Origin of the sequence: Sphingosinicella sp. (assembly GCF_052387495.1) — a bacterium.
Taxonomy (GTDB): Bacteria; Pseudomonadota; Alphaproteobacteria; order Sphingomonadales; family Sphingomonadaceae; genus Allosphingosinicella.
In genome coordinates this window covers 1-13341 of the sequence record NZ_JBQTJC010000081.1, presented here as the reverse complement: position 1 = coordinate 13341, position 13341 = coordinate 1, and the positions used below count along the sequence as shown (strand labels likewise).

14 protein-coding genes are annotated in these 13341 nt (G+C 69.3%); 11 read left to right on the top strand and 3 right to left on the bottom strand.

The genetic code is table 11. From position 1 onward, the window contains the following. The coding region (gene pgmG / locus ACT4N8_RS04670) for a phosphoglucomutase/phosphomannomutase PgmG (RefSeq protein ID WP_444856971.1) at window positions 1-1062 on the top strand (1062 nt) is incomplete at its 5' end. After that, complete coding sequence (locus ACT4N8_RS04665) at window positions 1062-1322, top strand: hypothetical protein (protein ID WP_444856970.1); 261 nt, start codon at window positions 1062-1064, stop codon at window positions 1320-1322. The genes pgmG and ACT4N8_RS04665, both read left to right, overlap by 1 nt. Here the strand turns inward: ACT4N8_RS04665 and ACT4N8_RS04660 are convergent. Then, the gene (locus ACT4N8_RS04660) at window positions 1301-2299 is read right to left on the bottom strand and encodes a ligase-associated DNA damage response exonuclease (protein WP_444856969.1); all 999 of its coding nucleotides are present in this window, start codon (window positions 2297-2299) and stop codon (window positions 1301-1303) included. The two genes, ACT4N8_RS04665 and ACT4N8_RS04660, sit on opposite strands and share 22 nt — an antisense overlap. A 58-nt stretch (window positions 2300-2357) precedes the next feature. Here ACT4N8_RS04660 and ACT4N8_RS04655 point away from each other — a divergent pair, with 58 nt between their 5' ends. The 9 genes from ACT4N8_RS04655 to pdeM all read left to right on the top strand — a co-directional run bounded on the left by ACT4N8_RS04655 (window position 2358) and on the right by pdeM (window position 10931). Beyond that, window positions 2358-2546, top strand: a complete 189-nt coding sequence (locus ACT4N8_RS04655; protein ID WP_444856968.1) for a hypothetical protein — start codon at window positions 2358-2360, stop codon at window positions 2544-2546. A gap of 124 nt (window positions 2547-2670) precedes the next feature. Then, the gene (locus tag ACT4N8_RS04650) at window positions 2671-5100 is read left to right on the top strand and encodes a ligase-associated DNA damage response DEXH box helicase (protein WP_444856967.1); all 2430 of its coding nucleotides are present in this window, start codon (window positions 2671-2673) and stop codon (window positions 5098-5100) included. Between the two features lie 38 nt (window positions 5101-5138). Further along, complete coding sequence (locus ACT4N8_RS04645; protein ID WP_444856966.1) at window positions 5139-5351, top strand: hypothetical protein; 213 nt, start codon at window positions 5139-5141, stop codon at window positions 5349-5351. Window positions 5352-5400: 49 nt separating this feature from the next. Next, window positions 5401-6597: a dipeptidase gene (locus tag ACT4N8_RS04640; RefSeq protein ID WP_444856965.1), complete on the top strand. Its 1197-nt coding sequence runs from the start codon at window positions 5401-5403 to the stop codon at window positions 6595-6597. 53 nt (window positions 6598-6650) lie between these two features. Continuing rightward, entirely contained in the window at window positions 6651-8795 is a 2145-nt protein-coding gene (locus tag ACT4N8_RS04635; RefSeq protein ID WP_444856964.1) for a PAS domain S-box protein, read from the top strand. Window positions 8796-8899: 104 nt separating this feature from the next. Then, the gene (locus ACT4N8_RS04630) at window positions 8900-9397 is read left to right on the top strand and encodes an Hsp20 family protein (RefSeq protein WP_444856963.1); all 498 of its coding nucleotides are present in this window, start codon (window positions 8900-8902) and stop codon (window positions 9395-9397) included. Window positions 9398-9463: 66 nt separating this feature from the next. Then, complete coding sequence (locus ACT4N8_RS04625; RefSeq protein ID WP_444856962.1) at window positions 9464-9949, top strand: MgtC/SapB family protein; 486 nt, start codon at window positions 9464-9466, stop codon at window positions 9947-9949. A 129-nt stretch (window positions 9950-10078) separates the two neighbouring features. Further along, window positions 10079-10228 carry a hypothetical protein gene (locus ACT4N8_RS04620; protein ID WP_444856961.1) on the top strand — a complete coding sequence of 50 codons (150 nt, stop codon included), beginning with the start codon at window positions 10079-10081 and terminating at the stop codon, window positions 10226-10228. Between the two features lie 40 nt (window positions 10229-10268). Then, window positions 10269-10931, top strand: coding sequence for a ligase-associated DNA damage response endonuclease PdeM (pdeM, locus tag ACT4N8_RS04615; protein WP_444856960.1), 663 nt, complete (start codon window positions 10269-10271; stop codon window positions 10929-10931). Window positions 10932-11054: 123 nt separating this feature from the next. Here pdeM and msrB read toward each other — a convergent pair whose 3' ends face one another. Then, the gene (msrB, locus tag ACT4N8_RS04610; RefSeq protein ID WP_444856959.1) at window positions 11055-11546 is read right to left on the bottom strand and encodes a peptide-methionine (R)-S-oxide reductase MsrB; all 492 of its coding nucleotides are present in this window, start codon (window positions 11544-11546) and stop codon (window positions 11055-11057) included. A gap of 10 nt (window positions 11547-11556) precedes the next feature. After that, window positions 11557-13287 carry an aminodeoxychorismate synthase component I gene (gene pabB, locus ACT4N8_RS04605; RefSeq protein ID WP_444856958.1) on the bottom strand — a complete coding sequence of 577 codons (1731 nt, stop codon included), beginning with the start codon at window positions 13285-13287 and terminating at the stop codon, window positions 11557-11559. Window positions 13288-13341: the final 54 nt, after the last annotated feature.

The following is a 13341-nucleotide window of genomic DNA, read 5'->3' as shown; positions in this document are numbered from 1 at the left end:
GCCGATTATAACGGCTTCAAGATGGTACTGGGCGGCAACGCCTTCTTTGGCGCCGACATCCAGAAGGTCGGCCGGATGGCGGCGGCCGGCGACTGGGAGGAAGGCGGCGGCACCGTCTCCGACGAGGAGGTGATGGACCGCTATGTCGACCGGCTGCTCGAGGGCTTCGACGGCGACGCGTTCCGCATCGGCTGGGACGCCGGCAACGGTGCCGCCGGCCCGGTGGTCGAGAGACTGGCCGCGCGCCTGCCGGGCGAGCATTTCACGCTCTACATCGAGGTCGACAGCCGCTTCCCGAACCATCACCCCGACCCGACCGAGGAGAAGAATCTCGCCGATCTGAAGGCGCTGGTCGCGGAGCAGGGCCTCGACTTCGGCCTGGCCTTCGACGGCGACGGCGACCGGATCGGCGCGGTGGACGGCGAAGGGCGCGTGGTCTGGGGCGACCAGTTGCTCTCGATCCTCGCCGAGCCCGTGCTCGAAGCCGTGCCCGGCGCGACGATCATCGCCGACGTCAAGGCGAGCCAGGCCCTGTTCGATCGCGTGGCGGAGCTGGGCGGGACCCCGTGCATGTGGAAGACCGGCCACAGCCTGATCAAATCGAAGATGAAGGAGACCGGCGCTCCGCTCGCCGGCGAGATGAGCGGCCACATCTTCTTCGCGCACGATTATTACGGCTTCGACGACGCCCTCTACGCGGCGGTGCGGCTGATCCGCGCGGTGACGAAGCTGGGGGGCTCGCTGACCGAATTGCGCTCGGCGATGCCCGCGCTGGTCAACACGCCCGAGCTGCGCTTCCAGGTCGACGAGAGCCGCAAGTTCGCGGTGGTCGAGGAGGTGCTCGAGCGGCTCGCCGCCGATGGCGCCGAGGTGAACCGCACCGACGGCGCGCGGGTGAACACCGAGGACGGCTGGTGGCTGCTGCGCGCTTCGAACACCCAAGACGTGCTCGTCGCCCGCGCCGAGGCGAAGGACCAGGCCGGGCTCGACCGGCTGGTCGCTCAGATCGACGATCAGCTCGCCAAATCCGGCGTCGCACGCGGGCCGCAGGCGGGGCATTGATGCCGAAGCTCCATGCCGAGGCGTTGGTCTTCGCCCTCGCCTGGGCGGCCCTGGCAATATTCGGCTACGTCCGAGCGGGGTATGTCGCGGGCGCCCTGCTCTCGGTCGGCGTCCTGATCGCGATCATGCCGGCGAGCAGCGCGGTTCTCTCCAAAACCGGCAGCTTCACGCTGGAACGGCAGGTGCGCTGGGGGATATTGCTCGTCGCCGCCGCGGCCTTCGCCGCCTGGCTGCTGCTTCAATCGTCCTCGTCCTCATAGCCGACGAGGTTCAGCTCGCGCGCCTTGATCTGACGGGTCATGCACCAATGCTTGAGCGCCTCCTCGCGGCCGTGGGTGATCCAGACCTCCTTGGGCGCGACCTCCTGGATGGTCTGGGTCAGCTCGTCCCAGTCGGCATGGTCGGAGACGATCAGCGGCATCTCGACCAGCCGCTGGCGGGCGCGCTGGCGGACGCGCATCCAGCCCGAGGCCATGGCGGTGATCGGATCGGGCAGGCGGCGCGACCAGCGGTCGTTGAGCGCGCCCGGCGGGGCGAGGACGATCCGGCCCTTGAGCTCGTCCTTCGAAGCCTCGGTGGCGGGGCGGAGCTCGCCGAGCGGCACGCCGAACTGGGCGTAGAGCTCGCACAGCCGCTGCAGCGCGCCGTGGATGTAAATCGGATCGTGATGGCCCCGGCACCTGAGCTCGGCGATCAGCCGCTGCGCCTTGCCGAGCGCATAAGCGCCGACGAGGATGCAGCGCTCGGGATTGTCGTGCAGGCGCAGGAGCAGCCGGTCGACCTCCTCGGCGGTCGCCGGATGGCGGAAGACCGGCAGGCCGAACGTCGCCTCGGTGATGAAGATGTCGCACGGCACCGGCTCGAAGGGCGCGCAGGTGGGGTCGGGGCGGCGCTTATAGTCGCCCGAGACGACGACGCGTTCGCCTTTGTGCTCGAGCACGATCTGCGCCGAGCCGAGGACGTGGCCGGCGGGGACGAAGCTGACCTTGACGTCGCCGACCCGAAGGCTTTCGCCATAAGCGACCGGCTGGCCCGGCTGCGGTCCGTAGCGGCAGTCCATGATCGCCAGCGTCTCCGTCGTCGCGAAGACCTTGCCGTGGCCGCCCCGGGCATGATCGGCATGGCCGTGGGTGACCAGAGCGGTCGGCTTGGGCTCAGAGGGATCGACCCAGGCGTCGGCCGGGCGCACATAGATGCCTTCGGAAAAAGGCTCGATCCAGGAACCGAGACGGGCCATGATGAGCTATATGGGCGCCGGAAGGCCGCCGGCCAACCGTGAGGAAGGAGCGATCGCCATGGACCTCGCCGGACTGAACTGGACCCTGATCACCATCGTCGGCGCGGTCGTGCTGGCGGCGCTCATCGCCTTTGCCGCTTTGCGCAATCGGGCCGACGGCGACACCAGCGGCACCGAGGAAGCGACGCGGCGCGTCTACGAAGAGGAAGAGCGCGAGCATCACGGCGAGAGCGACAACGTCCCCTGACGGCGCCGAGCCGCTTGACACGCAGCAATGTTCATGTTATGTTCCTAATTCGTTCGGGCCGACTCGGGCGGCGGGCTCTTTGGACATCGTGAAGATGACACACTCGGACCGCGGGGCGGGATCGGTGACCCGGAGGCCGGCGGCGGACGCGTTGCCGGGGCCGATCGCCGCGTGGTTCGAAGTCAGGGGCTGGGCGCCGCGGCGCCACCAGCTCGAAATGCTTGCCGCCGCGCGCGCGGGCCGGAGCGCGCTCCTCGTCGCGCCGACCGGGGCCGGGAAGACGATGGCGGGCTTCCTCGCCAGTCTCGTCGAGCTGGTCGAGCGGCCGACCGAGGGGCTGCATACACTGTATATCTCGCCCTTGAAGGCGCTCGCGGTGGACGTGCAGCGAAATTTGCTCGACCCGATTCGTGAGATGGCGCTGCCGATCCGGGTCGAGACGCGGACCGGCGACACGCCGTCCGACCGCAAGCAGCGCCAGCGGGTCCGGCCGCCGCAGATGCTGCTGACCACGCCCGAATCGCTGAGCCTGTTGCTGAGCCATGCGGACAGCAACCTCCTGTTCGAGAACCTCAGCACCGTCGTCGTGGACGAGATCCACGCCTTCGCCTCGGGCAAGCGCGGCGACCTCCTCAGCCTCGCTTTGTCGCGGCTGCAGCGGCTCGCGCCTGGGCTGCGCCGGGTCGGCCTCTCCGCCACCGTGGCCGATCCCGAGGCCTATCAGGGCTGGCTCGCGCCGCACGGCGATTTCGAGGAGGTCGCGCTGGTGATGGGCGATCCCGGCGCCGAGCCGGAGATCCGGATCATGCTGCCCGAGGACGAGCGCGTCCCCTGGTCGGGCCATAGCGGCAAATGGGCGGCCGGGCAGGTCATGCGCGAGATCGAGCGCCATCGCACCACCCTCGTCTTCTGCAACACGCGCGGCCTCGCCGAGCTGATCTTCCAGGAATTGTGGAAGGCGAACGATGAGCAGCTCCCGATCGGCATCCATCATGGCAGCCTCGCGGTCGAGGCGCGGCGCAAGGTCGAGGCGGCGGTCGCCTCGGGGCGGCTGCGCGGCTTGGTCTGCACCGCCAGCCTCGATCTCGGCGTCGACTGGGGCGACGTCGATCTCGTCGTCCAGATGGGCGCCCCCAAGGGCGCGTCGCGCCTGATCCAGCGCATCGGCCGCGCCAACCACCGGCTCGACGAGCCGAGCGAGGCGATCCTCGTCCCCGGCAACCGCTTCGAATATCTCGAAGGGCGCGCCGCTCTGGACGCGGTCGACGAGGGCGAGCTCGACGCCGAGCAATTTCGCCCCGGCGCGCTCGACGTGCTCGCCCAGCATGTCATGGCGCTCGCCTGCGCCGCCCCCTTCCGCGAGGAGGAGTTGTTGGACGAGGTGCGGAGCGCCGCGCCATATGCGGGCCTCGACGCCGACACCTTCGCCCGCATCCTCGGCTTCATCGAGAGCGGCGGTTACGCGCTTCGCGCCTATGACCGCTTCAAGCGCCTGACCCGCGCGCCCGACGGCCTCTGGCGGGTCAGCCATCCCCGCTTCATTCAGCAGCACCGGATGAACGCGGGCATCATCGTCGACGCCCCGATCCTCGACGTGCGCTTCAGGAACGGCCGCAAGCTCGGCACGGTCGAGGACTATTTCGCCTCGACCCTGAGCGTCGGCGACACCTTTTTCTTCGCCGGGCTCAGTCTCGAGATCGAGCGGATCGAGGCGGCCGAGATCGTCGTGCGCGCGACCGCAAAGTCGGCGCGCATCCCGACCTATGTCGGCGCCCGGCTCGCGATGACGACGCGGCTCGCCGACCGCGTCCGTCGCTTCCTCGCCGATCCCGAGAGCTGGCCGCGCTTCCCCGACGATGTCCGCGAATGGCTGGAGGTGCAGGCCTATCGCTCCGTCCTGCCGCAGCCCGACCAGCTCCTCGTCGAGACCTTCCCGCACGAGCAGCGCCACTACATGGTCGCCTACAGCTTCGAGGGCTGGAACGCGCACCAGTCGCTCGGCATGCTGATCACCAAAAGGATGGAGGCGGCGGGGCTGAAGCCGCTCGGCTTCGTCGCCAACGATTATGCCCTCGCCTGCTACAGCCTCGAGCCGGTGACCGACCCGCAGGCTTTGTTCAGCGCCGATCTGCTCGAGCACGAATTCGTCCAATGGGTGCAGGGCTCGCATCTGCTCAAGCGCGCCTTTCGCGAAGTGGCGGTGATCGGCGGGCTGGTCGAGCGCCAGCATCCGGGCCGGCGCAAGACCGGCCGCCAGGTCACCTTCTCGACCGACCTCATCTACGACGTGCTGCGCAAATACGAGCCCGATCACCTCCTGCTCCGCGCCGCCTGGGAGGACGCGCGGACTCGCCTCACCGACGTCGGCCGCCTCGCCGCCTTGCTCGACCGCGCGCAGGGGACGATGCTGCACATGGCGCTCGAGCGGATCTCGCCGATGGCGGTGCCGGTGCTGATCATGATCGGCCGCGAGACCGCCCCGGCCGGCACCGCCGAGGATGAATTGCTGATCGAGGCCGAGGCGCTCGCCGAGGCCGCGATGCGGACCGAATGAGGGGAGCCAAAGCCGCGGCAGGCGGTTAGGGTGGCGCGATGATGGATGTGTCGGTCGAGCTTCACTGCGAGCGCTGCGGCAGCGCCAATCTCAGCATTCCGGAGCCGGCGCCGGAAGAGGCGTCGCTCGCCTGCAACGATTGCGGCGCCGGGCTCGGCACCGTCGCCGACTTGAAGGCGGAGCTGTTCGCACAGGCGCTGCACCAAAGCGCCGAGGCGCTCCGCCGCGCCCTCGCCCAGACGGGGGATTGACCGGACCCGCTTGGACCTCTTGAATGGGGCCATGTTTTCCGGAGACAGATTGACGCGCATCGGCTTCGCCTGCGCCCTCGCCGCCTCGCTCGCCATCCCCGCCTCGGCGCAGGGCGACGTCAGCCCCGAAAGCCGCGAGCTGCACGAGCGGTTGCTGGTGCTCGACACCCATCTCGACATCCCGTCGCGCTTCGACAGCGGCGAATGGGATTTTTCCGAGCGCCACCGCTACGAATGGGACGGCACCCAGGTCGACATGCCGCGGATGATCGAGGGCGGGCTCGATGGCGGCTTCTTCGTCATCTACACTTCGCAGGGCGCCCTCACCCCCGAGGGCTATCGCGAGGCGCGCGACCGCGCTTTGGTCCGCGCCGCCGCGATCCGCCGCGTGATCGGCGAGAATCGCGAGCACATGTCGCTCGCGCTCACCGCCGACGACATCGAGCGGCTCCACCGCGAGGGGCGGCGGATCGCCCTGATCAGCATGGAGAACAGCTGGCCGCTCGGCGAGTATCTGAGCCTGCTGACCACCTTCCACCGCCTCGGCCTGAGGATGGCGGGGCCGGAGCACAGCCGCACCAACCAGCTCGCCGATTCGACGACGGGCGAGGCGACCTGGAACGGCCTCTCCCCGCTCGGGCGGCAATGGGTCGCGGAGATGAACCGGCTCGGCATCATCATCGACGGCAGCCACTCCTCCGATGCCGTGATCGACCAGATGCTCGAACTGAGCCGGGCGCCGATCGTGCTCTCGCACCACGGCCCGCGCGCCCTTTACGACCACCGCCGCAACACCACCGACGAGCGCATGCGCCGGGTCGCCGCGGCGGGCGGCGTGATGTTCATGAACACCTTGTTCCTCGGCGCGACCGACAACTCGGACGCGCGCAGCGCGCTGGAGCGGCGGCAGGAGCGCTGGGCGAGCCTCAACCCCGCCGAGCGCCGGCGGCTGCTCGCCGACATCGCCGCGCAGGACGCGCGCACCCCGCGCACCGCGATCACCTTCGACATGTTCATGGCGAGCCTGCTCCACGCCGTCCGGGTGATGGGCGTCGATCATGTCGGCCTCGGCGCCGACTGGGACGGCGGCGGCGGCACCCAGGGCATGGAGGACGTCAGCCTGCTGCCGCGGATCACCGCGCGTCTCCGCCGCGAGGGTTTTTCGGAAGCCGACATCGCCAAGATCATGGGCGGCAATCTCGTCCGCGTGATGCGTCAGGTGCAGCGGGCCGCGGCCCGAGGCTGATCGGGCTTTTCAGCGCGCCCTCAGACGATTAGGCTTCTCCCCGGGCGGGGAAGGTGAGCGTTGAGGTTTCGCGTCCGATGGATTCCGTCCTGCAGCCCGTCCCCTCCTTCGCCGGCATGACCGGAGCGGCGGCGCTGGCGCACGACTGGGCGAAGACGCCGCTGGGCCCGCGCGAGCATTGGCCGCAATCGCTCCAGACAGCGGCGAGCATCGTGCTGCATTCCAACATCCCGATGCTGATCGGCTGGGGACCGGATCTGATCGTCATCCACAACGATTCCTATGGTGAAATCCTTGGCGATCGCCGACCGGCGCTGGGCAGGCCGCTTCGCGAGGTCTGGGGCGACATCTGGGACGTGGTCGGAGCGAATGCCGCCAAGGTCATGGCCGGCGAAACCGTCTTCATGGAAGCCGCGCCGCGGCCGCTCAAGCATGACGGCAAGGTTCAGACCGCCTGGGTCACCTCGTGCTACAATCCGATCCGCGGCGAGGATGGCGAGGTCGCCGGAATGTTCGGCGTCGTCACCGCGGTCAGCGGCGATGAGCGGACCGAGGCGCGGGTGCGCGAGAGCGAGGAGCGCTTCCGTCTGATCGCGGACTCGGCGCCGGTGCCGATGTGGGTGACCAGGCTCGATCGCAAGCGCAGCTTCGTCAATCGCGCCTATGTCGAGTTCCTCGGCATCACTTACGAGGAAGCGGTCGATTTCGACTGGCGCGACATCATTCATCCCGAAGACGCCGAGCGCATCCGCGCCGAATCGATCGCCGGCGAGGCCTCGCTGGAGCGGTTCGTGCTGGAGGGGCGCTTCCTGCGCCGCAGCGACGGCGAGTGGCGCTGGCTGCGCTCGATCTCGCAGCCGCGCTGGGGGCCGGGCGGCGAGCATGTCGGCTTCATCGGCGTCGCCCACGACATCACCGAGTGGAAGCTCGCCACCGAGACGCTGGCGAAGAATGTCGCGGCGCGGACCGAGGAGCTGAGCAAAGCGCTCGATCGGCTCCAGGCCGAGGTCGCCGAGCGCGAGCGGGCCGAGGAGGCGCTCCGTCAGGCGCAGAAGATGGAGGCGGTCGGCCGCCTCACCGGCGGCATCGCGCACGACTTCAACAACCTCCTGACCCCGGTGATCGGCGGGCTGGAGATGATCGCCGCCTCGCTCGAGGAGCCGCGGCTCAAGCGGATCGCCGACGCCGCGCTCGAATCGGGGCGGCGCGGCGCCAAGCTGACCACCCAGCTGCTCGCCTTCTCGCGCATCCAGCGCATCCACATGGCGCCGGTCGCGATCAACGAGGTGATCGGCAATCTCAGGCAGATCCTCCATCACACGCTCGGCCCCGGCATCGCCGTCCGGCAGGAGCTGGGGCCGCCCGCTCATGCCATGTGCGACGTCAACCAGCTCGAGAACGCGATCCTCAACCTTGCCATCAACGCCCGCGACGCGATGCCGGACGGTGGCACGCTGACCATCTCGACCGGCATCGTCGCCGAGGAAGCCTGCCCGGAGTTCGAAGCGGGCGACTATGTCCGGCTGACCATCGCCGACACCGGCCACGGCATGGCGCCCGAGGTCGCGGAACGCGCGATCGAGCCCTTCTTCTCGACCAAGCCCGTCGGCAAGGGCACCGGGCTCGGCCTCGCCCAGGTCTACGGCATCGCCCGTCAGGCCGGCGGCACGCTACGCATCGACAGCCGGGAGGGGGAGGGCACCGCCGTCCACATACTGCTGCCGCGCGTGGAGGCCGAGGCCGCGGCGGTCGAGGGGAGCTTCGCACCCGCCACGCCCGGTGCGCGCGGCGCGGGCGGCCGCATCCTCGTCGTCGACGACGATCCCGACGTGCGCGGCTTCCTCGCCGAGGCGCTCGGCGACCTCGGGCACCGGGTCGAGACGGCGGAATCCGGCGCCGCCGCCCTCGACGCCTTCGCGCGCGCCCGGCCCGATCTCATGCTGATCGATTTCGCCATGCCCGGGATGAACGGCGCCGAGCTCGCCCGCGCGGTGCGCGAGCAACGCCCCGACCAGCCTCTGCTCTTCGTCACCGGCTATGCCGAGAGCGAGCAGCTCGGAGGCGCATTGGGCGACGTGCCGGTGCTGAGAAAGCCGTTCGGGGTCGCCGAGCTGGCCGTGATCGTGCGCGCGCATCTGCCCGAAAATGTCGCGCGCGCGGCGGGTCTTGAAGCCGCGAGCAGCCAACCTAAATCCTGAATCGCCGGAAGGCCCGTTCGGATTCCGGCGCGTTCAAGCCGGAGCCGGTGCCGCCTCGCCGGACCGCCTTCGGTTCATCTGTTGCTCGAATGGAGGACATGAACATGAGAGGCCTTGATTTCACCCCCTATCGCCGTTCGACCGTCGGCTTCGACCGATTGTTCGATTTCCTGGAAAGCGCGAGCCGCGCCGAGCAGGACAATTACCCGCCCTTCGACATCGAGAAGCTGAGCGACGATTCCTACCGGATCACGCTCGCGGTGGCGGGTTTCAAGCGCGACGAGATCGACATCGTCGCGCAGCAGAACATGCTGGTCATCACCGGTCGCAAGTCCGATCAGCGCAGCCGCGACGGCAACTTCCTGCATGTCGGGATCGCCACGCGCGCCTTCGAGCGCCGCTTCGAGCTGGCCGATTTCGTCCGCGTCACCGACGCCAGCCTTGCCGACGGCCTGCTCGCGATCGAGCTGGTCCGCGAGATCCCCGAGGCGATGAAGCCGCGCAAGATCGAGATCGGCGGCGATGCCACGCCGACGATCGAGGCGGAGGCGAGCGAGACCGAGCGGTCCGAAGCCAGGGCCGAGGAAAGCCAGGCCGCCTGAAGGCTCGCCTGACGGCGAAACGATCCGGCGCCGGAACTTCCGGCGCCGGATTCGCATTGGCGACGCATGTTCGATCATGATCCGCTCGCCGTCTTCTCCTGGACAGAGCTGACGCTTCGGCTCGGCACGGCCTCGCTGATCGGCCTGCTGATCGGCCTCGACCGAGAGATTACCGGCCACGAGGCGGGCATCCGTACCCATGCGCTGGTCGCATTGAGCTCGGCGATGATCATGGTCTCCGCGCTGATGCTCGCGGCGCAGCTGCGCGGTGAGGATTATGCGCCCGATCCCCTGCGGGCGGTGCAGGGCCTCTCCCAGGCGATCGGCTTCATCGCCGCCGGCGTGATCTTCGTGCGCGGCGCCAATGTCGTGAACATGACGACGGCGGCGAACATCTGGGTCGCGGCGGCGATCGGTATCGCCGCGGGCGCGGGTCAGTATCGGCTCGTTCTGGTCGGCACCGGCTTCGGTATCGCCCTGCTCACCCTCGTCAAGCTGTTCGAGCGATTGCTTCCCCGGCGGGACAAGTCGAAGCAAAATCCGGACGACTGACGACGCTTTCGTCGCGCCGATTGTCCCTTTCGTAGGATTCACCTCGCCCGTTCAGGCGGGGTTTAGCAGGAGGCGGGCAGCACGCTTCCGGCCCTGTAACGAGGCGTGGATTATCGAAGGCGCAAGACGATGACGAAGTTGCTTGAGAAGCTGCAGAACCCGTTCGTGCTGGTCGGCCAGGGCTTCATCCTGGGCGGCGCGCTTTTCTTCGCGCTCCAGGCCGAGCGTAGCGAGGCCGCGCCCGCCGCCGCGCCGATTTCCGCCGAGGCGTCGCGCTGACCGCTTGAACGCCGAAGCGCCCGCTTTATAGCGGGCCGGGATGGTTCGCTTTTCGTTCTCAGGGCATGAGCTGCTGGCGCTCCCGCAGGGGGCGCTGTTCTGGCCAACCCGCCGCGCCCTCCTCGTCGCCGACCTCCATCTCGAGAAAGCGAGCTGGTTCGCCAGCGGCGGACAGATGCTGCCGCCCTACGATTCGATCGCGACCCTCGCCGATCTCGGCGCGCTCGCCGCGGCGACGGCGGCCGAGGAAATCTGGTGCCTCGGCGACAGCTTCCACGACCGCGACGGCTGCGCGCGGCTGCCCGAGCGGGCGCGCGCGATGCTGACCGCGCTCACCGCAACGACCCGCTGGACCTGGATCGTCGGCAATCACGATCCGGCACTGTCAGACCCCTGCGGCGGCGAGATCGCCGACGAGGCTGTCGTCGACGGGCTCGTTCTCCGCCACGAGGCGGACCCGGCCGAAGCACGGCCCGAACTCTCCGGCCATTTCCATCCCAAGCTCAGGATCAGCCATCGCGGCCGGCTCGTCTCGCGCCGCTGCTTCGTCGCGACCGAGACCAAGCTCATCCTCCCCGCTTTCGGCGCGCTCGCCGGCGGCCTCGACGCGCGCCATCCGGAGATCGTCCGCGCCGTCGGCGCCCGCGCCGAGGCGCTGGTGCCGGTGCAGGACAAGTTGCTGCGGTTCCCTCTGGCGGCCTGATCCTCCCCGCGATTTCGCGGGGAAGGGGACCGCTCGAAGAGCGGTGGAGGGGTTCTCGCAGAATTGCCCCTCCACCATGCTGCGCATGGTCCCCCTCCCCTGCAAATGCAGGGGAGGAACTGGTCAGGCCGGGCGGAAGGTCATCGCGACGCCGTTCATGCAATAGCGAAGGCCGGTGGGCGGCGGGCCGTCCGGGAAGACATGGCCGAGATGGCCGCCGCAGCGGGCGCAATGGACCTCGGTGCGCGTCATCATCAGGCTGCGATCCTCGCGTGTTCCGATGGCGCGCGGCAGCGGCCGGAAGAAGCTCGGCCAGCCCGTGCCGCTGTCGAACTTGGTGCTGGAGGAAAAGAGCGCCTGGCCGCAGCCGCCGCAATGGAAGGTGCCGCGGCGAAGCTCGCGGTCGAGCGGGCTCGATCCGGCGCGCTCGGTGTGATGCTCGCGCAGCACCGCATATTGCTGGGGATTGAGCCGCCGGCGCCACTGGGCGTCGGTCAGCCGGAACGGGAAATTGCCGGGCTGCGCGTCGACCCGGCGTCCACCGACGAAGAAAGCGACGCCGGCGCAGGCCGCGATGCCGCCGACACCGAGCAGGGTCCGCCGATCGATTTCCATGGCCGGGATTTTATTCGGAGGTGCCTGAACCGGGGCTGAGCGCGGCACGGATCAGGCCCCGGGCGCTGTTGCCGATCAGGAAGCCCTCCGCGAGGTCAGCCTCGGTCAGGTCCGCCTCGCGCGCCTTCCCCGCCTCGATCAGTTCGGCGCGGAGCACGCCGGGGAGCAGGCCCCGCGCCAACGGCGGGGTCAGCAGCACCCCGTCGCGCGAGACGAAGAGCGAGGTGAAGCTGCCTTCGGTCAGGAAGCCGTCGGGATCGTGGAACAGCACTTCGAACGTGCCCGCGGCCTCGCGCGCCTCGTCGTAGAAGCCGCGGTCGCTGGTCTTGTGGCGCAGCCTGAAATCCGCCGGATCGACAGGCAGCGGCACCACCGCCACGGCCACGGGCTCCGCCGCCGGCGCGGCGGGCCTGGGACGCATCTCGATCGCCAGCGCTCCGCTCCGCGACAGGAGCAGCCGCACCAGGCTCGGTCCGGCCCGGAAGGTCGCCGCCTGCAGCTCGTTCCGCGCCTCGTGCCGGTCGAAGGCGAAATCGAGCGCCTCGGCGCTCGCTTTCACCCGTTCGAGGTGACGGTCGAGCCGCGTGACTCCCGCATGCGGATCGAAGGCCATCGTCTCGATCAGGTCGAACTGCTGCCCTGTCGCCACGAACGCTCCCTTCGCCAGGCATTCCCGCCATTCGTCGCCGGCCCGGCTGTCCGCGACGATGCCCGAGCCGAGCCCGAGCCGGGCAATGCTGTCGCCCGCTTTCAGGGTCAATGTCCTGATCGCGACATTGAACGCGGCATCGCCGCCGCGCGCAACTCCGCCGACCGCGCCGCAATAGACGCCGCGCGGCCCGGATTCGAGGCCGTGGAGGATCTCGATCGCCCGGATCTTGGGCGCGCCGGTGATCGAGCCGCACGGGAAGATCGCCTTGAGCAGGTCGATCGGGCCGGCGCCCTCCTCCAGCTCGGCGGTGACGGTGGAAGTCAGCTGAAGCACGGTCGGATAGGTTTCGACGGTGAACAAGTCGGGCACCTTCACCGTCCCCGGCTTGGCCAGCCGCGAGAGATCGTTGCGGAGCAGGTCGACGATCATCAGATTCTCGGCGCGCTGCTTGGGATCTTCGCGCAGCGCCGCCGGATCGGAGCCGGCGGGCGCCGTGCCCTTCATCGGCCGGGTCGTTACCTTGCCCGCCTCCAGCGTGAAGAAGAGCTCGGGCGAGAAGCTCAAAATCCAGTGGCGGCCGGTGAAGACGATCCCGCCATGGCCGGCGCGGGCGCGGCGGCGGATCGCCGCATAGAGCGCGAGCGGATCGCCGGCGGTGCGCACCTCCGTCTGGAAGGTTAGGTTGGCCTGATAGATGTCGCCGGCCAGGATATGCTCGTGCACCGCGGACAGCTGCTCGCGATAGGCGGCTTCCGAAACGAAGGGGCGCGGCACCCCTGCCCAGGCGCCGGCCGGATCGGGAAGGAAGGTGGCGAGATCGACCGTTTCGGCTCGTGCGAACAGCCCGAACCAAAGCAGAGGAAGATCTTCCTCGCCCGGGGCCGAGGCCAGCGGCATCAGCTTCGGCTCCAGCGCATAGCCGGCTTCATAAGCGAGAAACCCGGCGGCATCCCTGTCCCGCAGCCGCTCCAGGCAGGCGTCCACTTCGTACGGATCGCGGGTCTCGAAGACCTCCCCGGGCGTTGTGTAAAGCGCCGCGGCGCCGTCCGCGCGGGCGTCGTCGAGCAGGACGAAGGGGGCGCTTGTCATGACGGCCCCTCGGGTCCATGTCCGCCGCCGAGGAGAGGAAGCTTGGTCTGCAGC

Excerpts from the sequence above, each read along its gene's own strand:
- ACT4N8_RS04665 (WP_444856970.1), top strand. The coding sequence starts at position 1,062 with ATGCCGAAGCTCCATGCCGAGGCGTTGGTCTTCGCCCTCGCCTGGGCG.
- ACT4N8_RS04660 (WP_444856969.1), bottom strand. The coding sequence starts at position 2,299 with ATGGCCCGTCTCGGTTCCTGGATCGAGCCTTTTTCCGAAGGCATCTAT.
- ACT4N8_RS04655 (WP_444856968.1), top strand. The coding sequence starts at position 2,358 with ATGGACCTCGCCGGACTGAACTGGACCCTGATCACCATCGTCGGCGCG.
- ACT4N8_RS04645 (WP_444856966.1), top strand. The coding sequence starts at position 5,139 with ATGATGGATGTGTCGGTCGAGCTTCACTGCGAGCGCTGCGGCAGCGCC.
- ACT4N8_RS04630 (WP_444856963.1), top strand. The coding sequence starts at position 8,900 with ATGAGAGGCCTTGATTTCACCCCCTATCGCCGTTCGACCGTCGGCTTC.
- ACT4N8_RS04625 (WP_444856962.1), top strand. The coding sequence starts at position 9,464 with ATGTTCGATCATGATCCGCTCGCCGTCTTCTCCTGGACAGAGCTGACG.
- ACT4N8_RS04620 (WP_444856961.1), top strand. The coding sequence starts at position 10,079 with ATGACGAAGTTGCTTGAGAAGCTGCAGAACCCGTTCGTGCTGGTCGGC.
- pdeM (WP_444856960.1), top strand. The coding sequence starts at position 10,269 with ATGGTTCGCTTTTCGTTCTCAGGGCATGAGCTGCTGGCGCTCCCGCAG.
- msrB (WP_444856959.1), bottom strand. The coding sequence starts at position 11,546 with ATGGAAATCGATCGGCGGACCCTGCTCGGTGTCGGCGGCATCGCGGCC.
- pabB (WP_444856958.1), bottom strand. The coding sequence starts at position 13,287 with ATGACAAGCGCCCCCTTCGTCCTGCTCGACGACGCCCGCGCGGACGGC.